Annotated in this window: 18 protein-coding genes; 9 read left to right on the top strand and 9 right to left on the bottom strand. The window is 69.3% G+C overall.

The window, feature by feature from the left end; genetic code table 11:
- Nucleotides 1-2: 2 nt before the first annotated feature.
- The 5 genes from dtd to ygfZ all read right to left on the bottom strand — a co-directional run bounded on the left by dtd (nt 3) and on the right by ygfZ (nt 3,805).
- Nucleotides 3-431 carry a D-aminoacyl-tRNA deacylase gene (dtd, locus tag JLI01S_RS05530; protein ID WP_068261251.1) on the bottom strand — a complete coding sequence of 143 codons (429 nt, stop codon included), beginning with the start codon at nt 429-431 and terminating at the stop codon, nt 3-5.
- The gene (locus tag JLI01S_RS05525; RefSeq protein WP_068261249.1) at nt 428-1,417 is read right to left on the bottom strand and encodes an asparaginase; all 990 of its coding nucleotides are present in this window, start codon (nt 1,415-1,417) and stop codon (nt 428-430) included. Before JLI01S_RS05525 ends, dtd begins: the two co-directional genes overlap by 4 nt.
- A 67-nt stretch (nt 1,418-1,484) precedes the next feature.
- Nucleotides 1,485-2,111, bottom strand: coding sequence for a hypothetical protein (locus JLI01S_RS05520; protein WP_068261244.1), 627 nt, complete (start codon nt 2,109-2,111; stop codon nt 1,485-1,487).
- The gene (locus JLI01S_RS05515; protein ID WP_084349220.1) at nt 2,108-2,665 is read right to left on the bottom strand and encodes a helix-turn-helix domain-containing protein; all 558 of its coding nucleotides are present in this window, start codon (nt 2,663-2,665) and stop codon (nt 2,108-2,110) included. The genes JLI01S_RS05520 and JLI01S_RS05515 overlap by 4 nt, the downstream gene beginning before the upstream one ends.
- A 120-nt stretch (nt 2,666-2,785) precedes the next feature.
- Entirely contained in the window at nt 2,786-3,805 is a 1,020-nt protein-coding gene (gene ygfZ, locus JLI01S_RS05510; RefSeq protein WP_068261241.1) for a CAF17-like 4Fe-4S cluster assembly/insertion protein YgfZ, read from the bottom strand.
- Nucleotides 3,806-3,862: 57 nt separating this feature from the next.
- On the opposite strand from ygfZ, the gene JLI01S_RS05505 reads away from it, so the two are divergent.
- Nucleotides 3,863-4,864, top strand: coding sequence for an LCP family protein (locus JLI01S_RS05505; protein ID WP_068261238.1), 1,002 nt, complete (start codon nt 3,863-3,865; stop codon nt 4,862-4,864).
- 4 nt (nt 4,865-4,868) lie between these two features.
- Here the strand turns inward: JLI01S_RS05505 and JLI01S_RS05500 are convergent, their stop codons facing one another.
- Both JLI01S_RS05500 and JLI01S_RS05495 read right to left on the bottom strand, forming a co-directional pair.
- A complete protein-coding gene (locus JLI01S_RS05500; RefSeq protein WP_068261235.1) occupies nt 4,869-5,363 on the bottom strand; it encodes a heme-binding beta-barrel domain-containing protein in 495 nt (164 codons plus the stop codon).
- 47 nt (nt 5,364-5,410) lie between these two features.
- Nucleotides 5,411-6,250: a hypothetical protein gene (locus tag JLI01S_RS05495; RefSeq protein WP_068261228.1), complete on the bottom strand. Its 840-nt coding sequence runs from the start codon at nt 6,248-6,250 to the stop codon at nt 5,411-5,413.
- Nucleotides 6,251-6,292: 42 nt separating this feature from the next.
- Between JLI01S_RS05495 and JLI01S_RS05490 the strand changes: the two genes are divergently transcribed.
- The 8 genes from JLI01S_RS05490 to pstB all read left to right on the top strand — a co-directional run bounded on the left by JLI01S_RS05490 (nt 6,293) and on the right by pstB (nt 15,399).
- A complete protein-coding gene (locus JLI01S_RS05490; protein ID WP_068261226.1) occupies nt 6,293-6,994 on the top strand; it encodes a response regulator transcription factor in 702 nt (233 codons plus the stop codon).
- Nucleotides 6,994-7,902 (top strand): mycothiol synthase, encoded by a 909-nt coding sequence (gene mshD / locus JLI01S_RS05485; protein ID WP_068261223.1) that lies wholly within the window; start codon nt 6,994-6,996, stop codon nt 7,900-7,902. Before JLI01S_RS05490 ends, mshD begins: the two co-directional genes overlap by 1 nt.
- Nucleotides 7,903-7,907: 5 nt before the next feature.
- Entirely contained in the window at nt 7,908-10,184 is a 2,277-nt protein-coding gene (locus JLI01S_RS05480; protein ID WP_068261219.1) for an RNA degradosome polyphosphate kinase, read from the top strand.
- Nucleotides 10,185-10,186: 2 nt separating this feature from the next.
- Nucleotides 10,187-11,143 (top strand): NUDIX hydrolase, encoded by a 957-nt coding sequence (locus tag JLI01S_RS05475; RefSeq protein WP_068261217.1) that lies wholly within the window; start codon nt 10,187-10,189, stop codon nt 11,141-11,143.
- Between the two features lie 202 nt (nt 11,144-11,345).
- Nucleotides 11,346-12,461, top strand: a complete 1,116-nt coding sequence (pstS, locus tag JLI01S_RS05470) for a phosphate ABC transporter substrate-binding protein PstS (RefSeq protein WP_068261215.1) — start codon at nt 11,346-11,348, stop codon at nt 12,459-12,461.
- 133 nt (nt 12,462-12,594) lie between these two features.
- Entirely contained in the window at nt 12,595-13,533 is a 939-nt protein-coding gene (pstC, locus tag JLI01S_RS05465) for a phosphate ABC transporter permease subunit PstC (RefSeq protein WP_068261212.1), read from the top strand.
- Complete coding sequence (pstA, locus tag JLI01S_RS05460; protein WP_068261209.1) at nt 13,533-14,594, top strand: phosphate ABC transporter permease PstA; 1,062 nt, start codon at nt 13,533-13,535, stop codon at nt 14,592-14,594. Before pstC ends, pstA begins: the two co-directional genes overlap by 1 nt.
- A 25-nt stretch (nt 14,595-14,619) precedes the next feature.
- Nucleotides 14,620-15,399, top strand: coding sequence for a phosphate ABC transporter ATP-binding protein PstB (gene pstB / locus JLI01S_RS05455; RefSeq protein WP_068261207.1), 780 nt, complete (start codon nt 14,620-14,622; stop codon nt 15,397-15,399).
- Between the two features lie 97 nt (nt 15,400-15,496).
- Here pstB and JLI01S_RS05450 read toward each other — a convergent pair whose 3' ends face one another.
- Together JLI01S_RS05450 and JLI01S_RS05445 are read right to left on the bottom strand one after the other, a co-directional pair.
- A complete protein-coding gene (locus tag JLI01S_RS05450; protein ID WP_281177451.1) occupies nt 15,497-16,498 on the bottom strand; it encodes an inorganic phosphate transporter in 1,002 nt (333 codons plus the stop codon).
- 5 nt (nt 16,499-16,503) lie between these two features.
- A complete protein-coding gene (locus JLI01S_RS05445; protein ID WP_084349219.1) occupies nt 16,504-17,130 on the bottom strand; it encodes a DUF47 domain-containing protein in 627 nt (208 codons plus the stop codon).
- Nucleotides 17,131-17,357: the final 227 nt, after the last annotated feature.

Below are 17,357 nucleotides of genomic sequence, written 5' to 3'. Positions count from 1 at the left end.
GCCTAAGCGGGTACGTCGACGACGATCGTCACCGGACCGTCGGCGTGGATGTCGATCGCCATGTCAGCGCCGAAGCGCCCTGTGGCGATCTCGACCCCCCGCTGCCGCAGGCCCTCGGCCACCGCGTCGACGAGCGGCTCTGCGACGGGGCCGGGCGCCGCGGCACTCCACGAGGGACGTCGCCCCTTGCGCACGTCCGCGTGGAGCGTGAACTGGCTGATGACGAGCACCCCTGCGCCGCAGTCGGTGACGGATGTCTCGTCGTGCATGATCCGCAGCTCGGCGATCTTGCGCACCGTCGTCGCGACCTCGGGCGCACCGTCGTCGTGGGTCACCCCGACGAGCGCGACGAGACCCGGCCCGATCTCACCGACGACCTCGTCACCGACGACGACGCGCGCAGACGTCACCCGCTGCAGGACCGTCCTCACGAGACGGTGAGGTCGAGCACCTCGACGGCGCCGACAGGTCGGCCGTGGCCGAGGACCGGCTGGTCGGCGAGCTCGCGCAGACCGGTCGTGTCGACCCCGAGCGCGAGCAGCGCGTGGGCGATGAGCGCCCGACGGGCGCGGGGGGTCGGCCCACCGTCGGCGACCTTGACCGCGATGCCGCGGCCGTCGGCCAGACCGGCGGCGTAGACGGACTCCGCGCCGTCCTTGGCGATCAGGCCCGGCACGGCCTGCATGAAGTGCGTGACATCCCGTCCGGTCCCGCCGACCATGTGGGGTGCCGTGCGCATGGCGTCGGCGATCCTCCCTTCGTCCGTGGTGGGTTCCGCAGCCGCGAGCAGCCCGAAGGAGGCCGCCAGCCCGGACAGCGGGACGGCGAAGAGCGGTGCGCCGCACCCGTCGACGGTCGTGTGGGTGACCTCGCCGACCACCTGGGAGGTCGTCTCGCGGATTGCCTGCTGGAGTGGGTGGTCGACGTCGAGGTAGCTCTCGATCGGCCAGCCGTTGACCATGCAGGTGGCGAGCATGCCGGAGTGCTTGCCGGAGCAGTCCTGGGCGACCGGCGCCGGCTGCGTGCCGGCCGCGAGCCATCGAGCATGCTCGAGCTCGCCGATCGGCAGGGCCGGGGTGTTCTGCAGCGCATCGAGGTCGAGACCGACGCTCGCGAGGATCTCGGCGACGGCCTCGCGGTGGAAGTCCTCCGCGGAGTGGCTCGAGCAGACGAGGGCGAGCAGGTGTGGCGGCAGGTCGAGCCCGTGGCGCACCATCGCGAGAGCCTGGATCGGCTTCAGCGAGGAGCGTGGCAGGACGGGATCGTCCACGCGACCGTGGCGAAGGGGGGTCCCCCCGGCCGGGTCGGTGGCGACGAGGGTCGCTCGGTGGGCGGACTCGACGAAGCCCCCGCGGGTCACGTGGACCAGCACGGGGGCTTCGTCGAGACTGGTGGTGTCAGGCGCCTGGGCGGTCATCCGCCAGAGGCTACCGGGGTCACCAAAGCATCAGCTGCTGCGCATCAGGCGCAGCCGCGTGATCTCTTCAGTCACCGACCTTCTCGGCGGCCGTGTCGGCAGCCTTGGCGGTCTTGGCAGCGGTCGTCTTCGCGGCGGTGGCCGTCGACTTGGTCGCGGTGCGGGTGCGCGTCGCGGCCTTCTTGGTCGTGGTGGAGGTGCTCTTGGCGGCCGCGGTGGTGCGCTTGGCGGAGCCGGAGACGGCCTTCTTGGCCTTGGCGGTGTCGACCTTGACGTCGACGTCGACGGAGTCGGCGACGGCCTCGGCAGCCTTGGCGGCCTCCTTGCGACCGATGGTCAGGGTGCGCTTGGCGGACGCCTCGACGTCGGCGACGGCCTTCTTGACGGTGGTGACGACACCCTTGCCCAGGGCGACGGTCGCCTCGGCCTGACCGACGAGGTCCTTGGTGGCCTTCTGGTTCTTGATGCGGGTGACGAGCGACTCGCCGCGCTTGGTGAGGTCGGTGTAGTACGCCTGGGCGTCGGCCGGGGCGGCCTTGACGCGGGCCTGGACCTTCTTGGGCTCCAGCTCGGCGCGCAGGGCGGCGATCTGGGTGGTGTACCCGCGGAAGGTCTCCACGGTCAGGTCGGTGGCGCCGATGGTGGCGTAGGTCTGGTCGGTGACGACCTTCTTGACGGTGGTGGTGACGCTCATGGGGTTCTCCTTGGGGTGGTGCTCGTCGACGACGAGGTCGTGGCTCCACGTCCGGCACGTGCCGACGTGGACTTCGAGCTCGACGACGCTGCCGAACTCTTCGTGCTGCCCGCGGACTTCTTCTTCGCGGTGGTCTTGGTCGCGGCGCTCTTGGTCGCGGCGCGCTTGGGGGCCGCCGGGGCGGCCGTGCCGACGAAGGACTCGTAGATCTCGAGCATCGTCTGGCGCTGGCGTGAGGTGAGCGCCGGGTCGGAGGCGATGGCGGCACGGGTCGTGGCGCTCGTCTCCGGGACGCTCTCCTTGGGGTCGAGGAGCCCCGCCTGGACGTACAGCGTCTCGGCGGAGATCGACAGCCCCTTGGCGATCTGCTGGAGGATCTCCGCGCTCGGGCGCTTGACCCCCCGCTCGATCTGGCTCAGGTAGGGGTTGGAGATCCCGGCGATGGCCGACAGCTGACGCACGGACAGCTTCTTGGTGAGGCGCTGCTCGCGCAGGTAGTCACCGAGGTTGTTGCCCAGCTTGCCCGGGAGGGCGTCCAGCGGGTTCTTCGACATGACCCCAGTGTGCTTGCAATAGTTAGCACTTTGCAAGCCAGAGGCAGCAGATGTGGCCGGGCTCTCACCAGGAGGACCGTCGCACCCCAGACCCTGCCGGGCCGAAGGGAGGGGGCCGGGTCAGCGCGGGACGATCGGGGTCTGTGCCGCTGCCACGTCGGGCGCGACGAGCAGGTCGCTCGCATCATCGGTGTTGCGCTTGAGGACGGCGAGCGCGATCGGCCCCTCCTCGTGGTGACGGGCGACGGACGTGACGCGTCCGACGACCTTGTCGCCCAGGAAGACCTCGGCGCCCACCTCCGGGAGGGTGTGACCCGACCCGTCGAGGTGGAGGAAGGCCAGGCGCCGCGGCGGACGCCCCAGGTTGTGCACCCGCGCGACGGTCTCCTGACCGCGGTAGCAGCCCTTGTGCAGGTGGACGGCCGTGCGCAGCCAGTCCACCTCGTGCGCGATCGTGCGGTGGTCGGTCTCCATGGCCAGGCGAGGGCGCCAGGCGGCGACCCGCAGCGCCTCCGCGGCCCAGGTGCCGACCAGCTCACGGTCACCGACGGCGGTCGTGACCTCGTCGACGGGGACGATGACCTCGCGCCAGCGACGCTCGCTCCCCGGGTGGTCCTCCGGGGCCGGTCCGTAGAGGGCCGTGTCGCCGATGACCCGAGGCCACGGGTCGACCCAGGTCGGGGGCTCGCCCTCTCCGCCTTCGCGGTCGACGGTCTCCCCCAGGACGGCGTAGCGATCGGAGACGTCCTCGACCTCGACCCGCAGCATGAAGCGCATCGAGTCCAGCCAGGCCACGAGCGCGGCAGCGGTGCCGGGCTCGACCGTGATCCACGTGGTCGTGCCGTCGTCGACGAGGTGCAGTGCGTGCTCGACGTGCCCCTTGGGTGTCAGGACCAGCGACTCGACGGAGGTCCGCGGCGCCAGGCCGGTCAGCTGCTGACTCGTGAGCGAGTGCAACCACGACAGGCGATCCGGCCCCGTGACGGTGACGACGCCACGGTGCGAGAGGTCCACGACGCCCAACCCCTCCGCGAGCAGTCGCTGCTCGCGCATCGGGTCCCCGTAGTGGGCGGCGACGCCAGCGTCCGGCCCGTCGCCGGGGACGGCGCCGGGGGCCTGCAGGAGGGGTGAGACGGTCATACCCTCCAATCTACGTCGTGCACGGGCGGGCCCAGCAAGGCCGCCTACGATGTCCTCATGCTCGATGACTTCGAGGACACCGACGCCAGCGTCGACGAGTCCCCCCGCCGCAAGGACCGCCGCATGGGGCTGGGCCGACGCATCGTCGTGTCCCTGCTGGCCTTCCTCCTCCTCCTCGTCGTCGGGATCGGCGGCTACGGCTGGTTCCTCAGCAGCAAGGTCGACCGCAACCTCACCCACGACAACCTTCTGGGCGCCTCCGCGGACCTCAAGACGACCACCAAGGGCAAAAAGCTCGTCGCCGACCAGGGCACCAACTACCTGCTGATCGGCTCCGACGCGCGCCCGGGCGAGACGGCCAGCCGCTCCGACGTCATCCAGCTCGTCCACGTGTCCAAGGACTACAAGGACGTGTGGATCATCCACTTCCCGCGAGACCTGTACGTCCCGGTCCACGGTCACGGCGAGGACAAGATCAACGCCGCGTACGCCTACGGACAGTCGCCCCTGCTCGTGCGGACCATCCAGGACCTCGTCGGCGTCAAGATCAACCACGTCGCCAAGACCGATTTCGAGGGCTTCAAGAACCTCACCGACGCCCTCGGTGGCGTCCGCGTCAACAACCAGCAGGCCAGCCCCAAGTACCCCGCGGGCGCGGTCGACCTCGACGGCGCCCAGGCCCTCGAGTACGTCCGCGAGCGCAAGACCTTGGCCGAGGGAGACATCTCGCGCGGTCAGCGCCAGCAGGCCTGGCTCAAGGCAATGATGTCGGAGACCCTGACCCCGGGCGTGCTGCTCAACCCGAGCAAGCTCAATGGCGTCATCGACGCCGGGACCAAGCACACGACCGTGGACAACTCCCTCAAGGCCAGCACCATCCGCCGCGAGGCGATCAAGATGCGCAACCTGCGCGGCGGCAACATCCACTTCATCACCGCGCCGTTCAGCGGGTACGGGACCGCGCCCAATGGCGGCTCCATCGACATCCTCGACGAGCAGGGCATGGACGAGCTGAGCGATGCCCTGCGCACCGATCACATGGAGTCCTACGAGGAGTGAGTCCTCACTCGACCCGCTTGAGCTCCGCCGACAGGTGACTGGTGAGCGGCTGGCCCATCGCGGCCATGTCCATGACCCACATGAGGTTGGAGTTGACCAGGCCGTACATGCGCTTGGCCGCCGTGTACTCCTTGGCGTGCGGGCTGCGGATCACTCCGTCGGTCTGCATCTCGATGCGACCGGGCTCGACGGTGCCGTAGTACATCTCGACGATTCCGGTGGGGTGGGTGAGCAGCAGCTCCGCCGCTCCCTCACCACCGGGGCGCCAGAAGCCGAGCTCCGTGCCCGCGGGACGCACCTTGTTGCCCTCGTCGTCGAGGATCCACGACTGGCTCTCCCACCGGAGGAAGGGCCGGGTGTCGTGGGTGACGACGATCTCCTGGCCGAAGTTGGCCGACTCGATCGTCGGGTAACCGAGGACGCCGGCACCCTCCCAGCGGCCGACCAGCCAGGCCAGGGGTGCGATGTCAGGATGGATCGTGGGGTCGAGGGTGAACACCCACACATCGTAGGGGGCCGGGCCCGATACGGGTCGGCTGCACGCTCCTAGCTGAGCGGCAGGCGCGCCACGAGGTGCACCAGCGGCGCGACGAGCAGGATCGACGCGGCCCCGGCCGCCACTGCTGCGGGCACGCTGTCGACGGCCGGCTGCTGGGCCATCGCCCGCCGCAGGGCGACCGCAGCACCGGCACCGGTGACGCCCAGGAGCGCTGGCCAGGCATCGAGCCCACCGCTGACGAGGGCATGGACGAGCAGGCCCGCCAGACCTCCCACGAGCATGGCAGCCGGGATCATCCAGCGGGAGAGCCTCGGACGCTCGAGGACGAGGTCGACGAGCACGGCGACCGCCAGGGCGACACCGACGACGACCACGGGGCCACCCGCCCCGACGAAGACCGTGCTGGCGAAGAGCGCGCCCCCGCAGATGATCACCAGCCCGAGAGCCGTGGCGGCCAGGGACTCAGCGAGGTGCACGCGAGCCGAGGCCTGGACGAGCGGGTGCAAGCACATGGCCACGACGCCGAGGGCCAACGCCGCCGGGACGTGCTCGAGGTAGGGCTCCTCTGCCTGCACGAGCAGGGCAGCACCGAGGGCGAGCGCGGTCACCATGAGGACGGCGGACATCCCGATCGGGGTGCGGGAGCCGACGAGGTACGGCCAACCCGCCCCGACGAGCAGCCCGGCGACGACGATGACCACGACCTCGAGGATCCGCTCACCAGAGCCCGCAGCAGCGGCGAGGGCGAGGGCGACGACGACGGCCGAGGCCGCCATCACGGGCCGAGGGCGGGCGGTGGGGGCCGCGGGGTCGGCCTGGGCAGCGCCCGCACGCAGGGCGCGCCGGGCGGCTCGGGACTCGTGCTCAGCGGGTAGGTCGGTGCTCACGTGGCGAGGGTATCCGTCGGCTGACGCATATTCTTGTGGTTGATGGCCAGACTCCTGCTCCTCACGGACGACCTGGCACCCAGCGCCGAGGTTCTTCCGGCCCTCGGGTTGCTGGGGCATCAGGTGCGCACGCTCCCCGCAGAGCCCTCCTTCGCCGCCGTGGCGGCCACGGACGTCGACGTCATCCTGGTCGACGCCCGCAGGGAGCTGGCTCGCGCCCGTTCCCTGTGCCAGGTGCTGCGCACCGCGGGCACGATCTCCCCCGTCCTGGCCATCCTGACGGAGGGAGGCCTGATCGCGGTCAACGCCGAGTGGGCCGTGGACGACATCCTCCTGGACAGGGCCGGACCCGCCGAGGTGGAGGCCCGATTGCGGCTGTCCATGACCAGGGTCGCGACACCTGAGGCCGAGGAGGAGCGCATCATCGCGGGCGACCTGACGATCGACGAGAGCAGCTACTCCGCCCGCCTCGGCACCCGTCTGCTCGACCTGACCTACAAGGAGTTCGAGCTGCTCAAGCACCTGGCCCAGCACCCGGGCCGCGTCTTCACCCGCGCCCAGCTCCTGCAGGAGGTCTGGGGCTACGACTACTACGGCGGGACCCGCACCGTCGACGTCCACGTCAGACGTCTGCGCGCCAAGCTCGGCAGCGAGCACGAGCAGCTCATCGGCACGATCCGCAATGTGGGGTACCACTTCGTCGCGGCCCGCGACGACGACAGTCACGACGCTACGGTGGAGTGATGGCGACCACCACTCCCTTCGCCCGACTGTCCGCCGACCACGTGGACCAGGTGCGGGCCGCAGCCTCGGCGGCCGCCTCTGCGGACGACGTCGAGCCACTGAGCGAAGCCTTCGTCCTGGCCCTGCCGCGCGAGGGCGACCACCTCCTGGCCCTCGACGGGGACATCGTGGTCGGCTACGCGTCGACTGCCGAGGACGGCTCCCTCGAGGCCTTCGTGACCCCGGACCACCGATCCCGTGGGGTCGGGGCGGACCTGCTGCGGTCCGCCCTGCAGCGACGACCGGATGCCCGGCCGTGGGCGCACGGCGACCTGCCGGCCTCGCGCGCCCTCGGCGAGCGACTCGGCCTGCACGTCGTGCGGGAGCTGCTCGTCCTCTCCCGCGCCGTGCAGCCGGGCGACGAGCAGGACCCCACGCTCCCCGACGGGATCCGGCACCGCGCCTTTCGCCCCGGCGAGGACGAAGGGAGATTGCTGGCCGTCAACGCCGCAGCCTTCGTCCACCACCCCGAGCAGGGCGACCTCGACGCGGCCGGCCTGGCCGAGCGGATGGCACAGCCGTGGTTCGACCCGGAGGGGGTCATCCTCTTGGAGGGGGCTGCTGACGATCGCCCTCTGGTCGGGTTCCACTGGACCAAGATCGACCCTCCGGGTGGCCACATCGGCGAGGTCTATGTCGTCGGCGTCCACCCCGACTTCCACGGCCGCGGGCTCGCGGCCCCCCTCACCGGCCTGGGACTGGCCCACCTCGCCCGCCAAGGGGTCAGCGAGGTCGAGCTCTACGTCGAGGCCGACAACACTCCGGCGCTGGCGACCTACCGCCGGGCCGGCTTCGAGCGCAAGGCCTCCCACGTCATGTATGCACGCGGCGCGAGTTCACCGGAGGTTCACGACACGGTGCAAGGATGAGTCCCATGTCGGACGACTCCTCCCTCGACACCCCGGCGGCCCTCACCGCACGACCGGGGATCATCCCGGGCGATGTCTCCATCTCGTCCTCCTCACCTGCTGCGACCAACGAGCTGCGCCCCCGTGCGGCCAACGGACGCTTCGTGCGTGTGTCCTCGCACGAGGAGGCGAGTGCGTCCGACCTGCCGAGCGACCGGTTCCTCGACCGTGAGATCAGCTGGCTGCAGTTCAACGAGCGGGTCCTGCAGCTCGCCGCCGACGAGTCCGTGCCGCTGCTCGAGCGGGCCCGTTTCCTGGCGATCTTCACGAGCAACCTCGACGAGTTCTTCATGGTCCGCGTCGCTGGCCTCAAACGACGCATTGCGACCGGTATCGCGGTGCGTAGCCCCTCGGGCCTGGAGCCACGGGAGGTCCTCGAGCACATCTCCCGCATCACCCACGACCTGGTCGCCATGCAGACGCGCATCTTCGAGGAGAGCGTGCGCCCTGCCCTGGTCGACGAGGGCATCAGCATCGTGCGCTGGAGCGAGGTCGAGCCGCCTGAGCAGGAGCGCTTGACCGAGCTCTTCAGCAATGAGATCTTCCCCGTGCTCACCCCCCTGGCCGTCGACCCGGCGCACCCCTTCCCCTACATCTCCGGGCTCTCGCTCAACCTCGCCGTCATCCTCATCAACCCCAAGACGGGCAAGGAGCACTTCGCGCGGATCAAGATGCCGCCCTCGCTCCCGCGCTTCCTCAAGGTCCGTCGGGCCACGGCCTCGGTGACCGCCGACCTCTTCGAGGCACAGGTCGTCCCCCTCGAGGACGTCATCGCCGCCCATCTCGACCAGCTCTTCCCCGGCATGGAGGTGCACGAGCACTACTCCTTCAGGGTCACCCGCAACGAGGACCTCGAGGTGGAGGAGGACGACGCGGAGAACCTGCTCGCAGCCCTTGAGAAGGAACTGACCCGCCGTCGCTTCGGCCCGCCCGTGCGGCTCGAGGTGGAGGAGGACCTCGACGACCACGTCATGGAGCTGCTCAGCCGCGAGCTCGGCGTGACCGACGACGAGGTCTACCGGCTGCCCGCACCGCTCGACCTGCGCGGCCTCAACGAGATCGCCGACATCGACCGCACCGACCTGCACTTCCCTCCCTTCGTCGCCCGGACCAACGCCGACCTCGCGCCCGCCGAGTCCTCCAAGGCCGCCAACCTCATCGAGCGCATCGCCCAGCAGGACGTGCTGCTGCAGCACCCCTACGACTCCTTCTCGACCTCGGTCCAGGCCTTCCTCGAGCAGGCAGCCGCCGACCCCCAGGTTCTCGCGATCAAGCAGACCCTCTACCGCACGAGCGGCGACAGCCCCATCGTCGATGCCCTCATCGACGCCGCCGAGGCGGGCAAGCAGGTGCTGGCCGTCGTCGAGATCAAGGCTCGCTTCGACGAGCAGAACAACATCGAGTGGGCGCGCAAGCTCGAGCACGCAGGCGTCCACGTCGTCTATGGCATCGTCGGCCTCAAGACCCACGGCAAGCTCGCACTCGTGGTGCGGCAGGAGCCTGACGGGGTCAAGCGGTACTGCCACGTCGGCACGGGCAACTACAACCCCAAGACCGCCCGGCACTACGAGGACATCGGGCTGCTCACGGCAGACCCCGAGGTCGGCCAGGACCTGACCCGACTGTTCAACCAACTCTCCGGCCTGGCGCCGCGCAGCAAGTTCAAGCGACTGCTCGTCGCGCCACGCAGCCTGCGCGACGGGCTCCTCACCCGGATCGACAAGCAGGTCCAGCGACAGGCGCGTACCGGGGACGGCCATGTCGCCTTCAAGGTCAACTCCCTCGTCGACGAGGCGACGATCGACGCCCTCTACCGCGCGAGCGCCGCCGGAGTGCAGATCGACATCTGGGTCCGCGGCATCTGCGCCCTCCGGCCCGGCGTCGAGGGGCTGAGCGACACCATCCGCGTGCACTCCGTGCTCGGACGCTTCCTCGAGCACTCACGTCTCTTCCTCTTCGGCACCGGAGACGACCGCGAGGCCTGGATCGGCTCCGCCGACCTCATGCACCGCAACCTCGACCGCCGCGTGGAGGCCCTGGTCCGCATCGCCGACCCCCGTCATGTCGATCAGCTCTTCGACCTCGTGGCCCGCGGGATGTCCGACGACTACGCCCACTGGGCCCTCGACGGGGACGGCCGCTGGACGCGCATCCACCAGGACACCGACGGGCTCCCGCTGCCCGACATCCAGGCTGCCCTCATCGCGATGCACGCCAAGCGTCGTCGCAAGGCTCGGCGCTGACGATGGCGACGGTCCTGGCGGCAGGCACCCTGCCGTGGCGTCGCCGACGTGGTCACCTGCAGGTCGCACTCGTCCACCGCCCCCGGTACGACGACTGGTCGTGGGCCAAGGGCAAGCTCGAGCGCGGCGAGACCTTCCCCGTCGCCGGCGTGCGGGAGACCCTCGAGGAGACCGGACTACGGGTGCGCCTGGGGCATCCGTTGCCCACGACGACCTACACGGTCGCCACCCGGACCGGCGCCGCGGTCAAGGAGGTGCGCTACTGGGCCGCGGAGGTCACCGGCGGTGACGGCGGGCTGGTGCACGAGGTCGACGCAGTCGACTGGGTCGAGGCCGCTGCGGCCCAGCAGCGCCTCACCTACGCGCACGACCGGGCGCAGGTGGCGGCACTCCTGGCCGCCGACTCCAGCGGCACCCTGACGACATGGCCGCTGGCGATCCTGCGCCACGCCAAGGCACGACCTCGCGCCTCCTGGACTGACGACGACTGGCTGCGTCCCCTCGATGATCGAGGCCGCGCACAGGCCTCCGAGCTCGTCCCCCTGCTCGCCGGGTACGGCATCGAGCGTCTGGTGAGCAGCCCGTCCACGCGAGCCAGCGACACGCTCGCTCCCTATGCCACGGCCAGCGGCGGCAGGCTCCATCTCAAGCCCGGGCTGTCGGAGGAGGGCTACGCCCAGGACCCCAGCCGTGCCGGGCACCACCTGGACCGGCTGCTCGTCCGAGGTGTCCCGGCCTGCCTGTGCAGCCACGGACCGGTGCTCCCCGACCTCGTCAAGCGGCTGCTCGATCGGGTCGATCCCGCACTGGCGCCGGGGCTGGTGGCCCGCTCGGTCATCGACGAGGTCGCCACCGACGGACTGGCGAAGGGGGAGGTCCTGCTCGCCCACATCGTGGGGACGGGTGAGGCCGCCCGGGTCGTCGCCGCCGAGCGGCACCACCCGCTCGATCGCGGCTGAGAGACCTCCTGCCATACCCCGGGTGTGACGCACCCGCGACCTGAACCACGCACTGTGCAGGTGCGATTCACCGAGTGTTCACCGATTGCGGACCGTCCGGTCACCGAGCGTCCCTACCTTCGTCAACGTACGACCACGGCGGTCGCGGCGGGCTGCCCTCGTCGCGTGTCCGTGTCCACCCCCTCAGAGAGGTCTGACAGACGTGACTCGCTCCACCCGCAGCCGCAAGGTCCTCACCACGACCGCTGCCCTCGCCCTCACCTTCTCCATGGCCGCCTGTGGCGCGGGCAACGAAGGTGGCTCCGACTCCACCTCCGGCTCCGACTCGAGCTCCGACGCCGTGGCCGGCACGATCAAGGGTGCCGGCGCCAGCTCCATGGAGAAGGCCCAGAACGAGTGGATCGCCAAGTTCACCGACGAGGCGCCCGACGCCACCGTCGAGTACGCGCCCGACGGCTCGGGCACCGGCCGGGAGAAGTTCATCAACGGCGCCGTCAACTTCGCCGGCACCGACTCGGCCATGTCCGAGGAGGAGATCGCCTCCGCGAAGGAGAAGGGCTGCACCGGCGAGACGATCCAGTTCCCCATCTACGTCTCCCCGATCGCCGTCGCCTTCAACCTCAAGGGCGTCGACAGCCTCAACCTGAGCGCGCCGGTCATCGCGGACATCTTCTCCGGCAAGATCAAGACCTGGAACGACCCGGCGATCGCCAAGGACAACAAGGGCGTCACGCTGCCCGACACCAAGATCACGCCGGTCAACCGCTCGGACGAGTCCGGCACGTCGAAGAACTTCTCCTCGTACCTGGCTGAGGCAGCCCCGGAGAACTGGAAGCACGAGCCCGACGACGTGTGGCCCGTCAAGGGTGGCGAGGCGGCCAAGGGCACCTCCGGTGTCGTCGACACCATCGGCGCCGGCGAGGGCAACATCGGCTACGCCGACGCCTCGCAGATCGGTGACCTCACCGCGGCCAAGATCAAGGCCGGCAAGGAGTTCATCGAGTACAGCCCCGACGCCGCCGCCAAGATCCTCGAGAGCGCGAAGCGCACCGACGAGTCCAGCGCGACCAACTTCGCCGTCAAGCTCGACCGTGGCAACGCCGGCGAGGGCGTCTACCCGGTGGTCCTGGTCTCCTACGCGGTCGCCTGCACCGACTACAAGGACCCGGAGACGGCCAAGACCGTCAAGGCCTACCTCGAGTACGCCATCTCGGAGGACGGCCAGAAGGCCTCCACCGACGCTGCCGGCTCCGCTGCGCTGAGCGAGGGCTCCACCAAGAGCGCCACCTCCGCGCTGGACCAGATCAAGACCGACTGACGAGCGTGACCCCACCGGTCGATCCGATCGGCCCTGTGGCTGCCCAGCAGTCACAGGGCCGATCGGCGTGTCGCCCGTCGCCCGTCCCTCCCCCTGAAGGAAGCAGCAGGACACCGTGAGCAGCACGCCAGCAGTGGACACGACCAAGACATCCAGCCTGAGATCCGGGCGCCGGTTCGGTGACGCGATCTTCAGCGCGCTGTCCCACTCCGCCGGGATCGTCATCCTCCTCGTCCTCATCGGCGTCACCTTCTTCCTCTTCTGGGGAGCCAAGGACGCCCTCGTCGCCGACGGCAGCGAGGTCCGCGGTGGTGCCGGGCTGGTCGCCTATGTCGGTCCGCTGATCTTCGGGACCCTGCTGTCCTCGGTCATCGCCCTGCTCATCGCGGTGCCGCTGTCCATGGGGATCGCCCTCTTCATCAGCCACTACGCCCCGCGCCGCCTGGCCTCGGGCCTGGGCTACGTCGTCGACCTGCTCGCCGCCGTCCCGTCGATCATCTTCGGCCTCTGGGGCATGCAGATCGCTGGCAGCGCGGTCCCGTCGTTCGCGTTCCTCAACGAGCACCTCGGCTTCATCCCCCTGTTCTCGGGGACGGTGACCACGACCGGTCGCACCATGCTCATGATCGGCATCGTGCTGGCCATCATGATCCTGCCGATCATGACCGCCGTGAACCGCGAGGTCTTCCTCCAGACCCCGCGCCTGCACGAGGAGGCCTCGCTCGCCCTCGGCGCCACCCGGTGGGAGATGATCCGCCAGACGGTCATCCCCTTCGGCAAGTCCGGTGTCGTCTCGGGCGCCATGCTCGGCCTGGGCCGCGCGCTCGGCGAGACGATGGCCGTGGCCATCATCCTGTCGGCCAGCGGCGGCGGCTACTCGTGGGAGCTGCTCACGGCCAACACGCCGGGCACCATCGCCGGTGACATCGCGCTGAACTTCCCCGAGTCCTTCGGAGTGGAGCGCAGCACGCTCTTCGTCTCCGGCCTGGCGCTCTTCGTCGTCACCTTCCTCGTCAACATGTTCGCCCGGTGGATCATCTCCCGCCGGTCCGAGTTCTCTGGAGCCAACTGATGACCGCCACCACCCATGACGACGTGCAGGCCGTCGGTCGCCTGGAGAAGCCGGCCCGCTGGGCCATCCTCACCGGCTCAGCCATCGTCGCGATCGCCCTGCTGGCCGCGCTCGGCGCCCTCAACCCGCTCAGCACCATCCTCGTCGGCGCGCTGATCTACTGCGTGGCCATCTACGTCGCGGCGCGCGCGGTCGAGGGGGCACGCCACGCCACGGACCGCATGGTGACCGGCGTGGTCACGACGGCCTTCCTCCTGGCGATGGTGCCGCTCATCTCGGTGATCTGGACCATCCTGTCCAAGGGGTTGGACCGCTTCGACATCGAGTTCTTCACCTACTCGATGCGCGGTGTCGGCTCCGGGGACATCGGTGGGGCCTACCACGCGATCATCGGCACGATCATCACGACGGGCATCGCCACGTTGATCTCGGTCCCCATCGGTCTCTTCGCCGCGATCTACCTCGTCGAGTACGGCAACAAGGGTGTCCTGGCGCGTGGTCTGACCTTCTTCGTCGACGTCATGACCGGCATCCCCTCGATCGTCGCCGGGCTCTTCGCCATCGGCTTCTTCACCATGGCCCTCGGCGACGTCGCCTATCAGGCAGGCATCGTCGGGGCCGTCGCGCTGTCGGTGCTGATGATCCCGACGGTGGTCCGCTCGAGCGAGGAGATGCTGCGCCTGGTGCCCAACGAGCTGCGCGAGGCCAGCTACGCCCTGGGCGTCTCCAAGTGGCTGACGATCGCCAAGGTCGTCCTGCCCACCGCCATCGCCGGTCTCGCCACGGGGATCACCCTGGCCATCGCGCGCGTCATGGGTGAGACCGCGCCGCTCCTGATCACGATGGGCGCCTCCCGCGCGGTCAACTTCAACCCGGTCGAGGGGTCGATGTCGGCGCTGCCGCTCTTCGCGTACAGCTCCTATGCCAACCCGGGCACCAACAAGGACGACAGCCTCGCGGCCGCATGGACTGCGGCCCTGGTGCTCATGGTGCTGGTCATGGTCCTCAACATCGTCGCCCGCCTCATCTCCACGTTCTTCGCCCCCAAGACCGGTCGCTGACGCGACTCAGACAAGGAACCATCACGTGTCCAAGCGCATCGACGTCAAGAACCTTGACATCTACTACAGCGACTTCCTCGCTGTGAAGGACGTGTCCGTCACCATCGAGCCTCGCTCGGTCACGGCACTCATCGGCCCCTCGGGCTGTGGCAAGTCAACCTTCCTCCGCTCGCTCAACCGCATGCACGAGGTGATCCCGGGAGCCCGGGTCGATGGTGAGGTCATCATCGACGGGGAGAACCTCTACGCCAAGGGTGTCGACCCGGTCATGGTCCGCCGCAAGGTGGGCATGGTCTTCCAGAAGCCCAACCCCTTCCCCACGATGTCCATCAAGGAAAACGTCCTGGCCGGGGTCAAGCTCAACAACAAGCGCATCAAGCGTTCTGACGCCGACGAGCTCGTCGAGAGCAGCCTGCGCGGTGCCAACCTCTGGAACGAGGTCAAGGACCGTCTCGACAAGCCCGGCTCGGGCCTGTCCGGCGGCCAGCAGCAGCGTCTGTGCATCGCGCGCACGATCGCCGTGAAGCCCGAGGTCGTCCTCATGGACGAGCCGTGCTCGGCACTGGACCCGATCTCCACGCTGGCGGTCGAGGACCTCATCGCGCAGCTGAAGGAGAACTACACCATCGTCATCGTCACCCACAACATGCAGCAGGCGGCGCGGTGCTCCGACCGCACCGGCTTCTTCAACATCGAGGGCACCGGCAAGCCGGGTCAGCTCGTGGAGTTCGACGACACCCAGAAGATCTTCAACAACCCGGGCGAGAAGGCGACGGAGGACTACATCTCCGGCCGCTTCGGCTGACAGACCGCCCCCTTCGTCGGGGGTCAGCAGAACGGCGACGGCCGACGGACCCGCAGGGGGGATCCGTCGGCCGCTCGTCGTGGAGCTGGTGGAGGGGTCAGACGCCGAAGGCGAGCATCCCGATCCACATCATCACGGCCGCGCAGAGACCCGCACCGGGGAAGGTGAAGATCCACGCGCCGACGATGTTCTTGGCCACGCCCCACCGGACCGCCTTGAGCGACTTCGTGGACCCGACCCCCATGATCGCCGCGGTGATCGCGTGCGTCGTCGAGATCGGCGCCTTGAGCATCGTGGCGACGTAGAGGATCGACGCTGCCGTGACCTCGGCAGCGAAGCCCTGCGGCGGGTCCAGGTGGATGATGCCGCGACCCAGCGTGCGCATGATCCGCCAGCCCCCCGCATAGGTACCCATCGAGATGACGACGGCCGACATGACGAGCACCCACATCGGGATGCTGTGGTCCCCGTCGGGCTGGTGACCGGAGACGGTGAGCGCGAGGACGACGACACCGGCCGTCTTGGCAGCGTCCTGCATGCCGTGGCCGAAGGCCATCGCGGCCGCGGAGGCCGTCTGCGCCAGGCGGAAGCCTCTCTTGGTCTTGCCGGGGTTGGCGTCGCGGAAGACCCGCAGGATCAGCTTCATCACCAGGAAGCCGACGATGATCCCGACCACCGGTGAGATGAGCATCGGGATGATGACCTTCTCGAAGATGCCCATCCACTTCACCGCGGCACCGGCGACCAGGGCCGCCCCGCCGAGCCCGCCGATGAGTGCGTGCGAGGAGGAGGACGGCAGACCGAACCACCAGGTGAGCAGGTTCCAGATGATCGCGCCGAGCAGTGCGGCGCCACAGAGCACGAGGCCCAGGTTGCCGCCCGGGGCATCGATGATGCCCTTGCCCACGGTCTCGGCGACCTTGGCGCCGAAGAAGGCACCGAAGAGGTTGGCCACGGCAGCCATGGCGAGCGCGGCCCGAGGCGTGAGCGCACGGGTCGAGACCGACGTGGCGATCGCATTGGCTGCGTCATGGAAGCCGTTGGTGTAGTTGAAGCCCATCGCCAGGATGGTGACGAGTGCAACGGGGATCCACTCCACGAGCGTCAGGACTCCTTGATGACGATGCTCTCGACCCGGTGCGCGACCGTCTCGAAGCAATCGGCCGCCTGCTCGAGGCGCTCGATGATGTCCTTGTGCTTGATGACCTCGATCGGCTCGGTCACCGCCCCGGAGAAGAGATCACGCAGCAGTGTGCGATAGATGACATCGCCTTCGTTCTCGAGGCGATTGATCTCCACCCAGTACTCGGGCAGCTCCTTCATCGTCGCCAGGCGTGGCATCGCGTCCGCCGTCAGCTGGGCCATCCGCACGATGACCTCCATCTGGCCGGTGACATCGGGCATCAGGGCCTCCATGCGGTAGAGCACGACAGCCTGGCCCACCGCCTCGAGGGCGTCGGTGCAGTCGTCGAGGGCCGCGGCCAGCTCGACGATGTCACCGTGGTCGAAGGGGGTGACGAAGCTGGTGTTGACCTTGCGGATGATCGCGTGCGTCGCCTCATCCGCCTCGTGCTCGATGTCCTTGAGCTGAGGCAGGAGCACCTCGCGCTCGGCGGCATCTGCGGCCAACATCTGGGTGAGGGTCTCGGCCGCCAAGACGCTCTGGCGAGCGCTGTCGGCGAAGAGCTGGAAGAACGCGTCGTCACGAGAGGACGGTCGGAAGATGCCCACGGGCGTCAGACTCCGGTTCGTAAGATGGGAGCAGGGACATCCATAGCGTAGGACCGTCTGGCCATCTGCGCGTCATCGGGCGTTCACCGGCTGCTCGAGGAGTGCACCGGGTCGGGAGCGCCTCACGGCGCACGGCCGCTCGTGGCGGCGTATTTTGGGACCCGGGGCTACCGCGACCCGGTGCACCCACCCAGCCTAACGGCGAGCAAGGTCACGTTCATTCCCTG

Source organism: Janibacter limosus NBRC 16128 (assembly GCF_001570985.1).
GTDB classification, from domain to species: Bacteria; Actinomycetota; Actinomycetes; order Actinomycetales; family Dermatophilaceae; genus Janibacter; species Janibacter limosus.
This window is presented reverse-complemented; position numbering and strand designations above follow the sequence as displayed.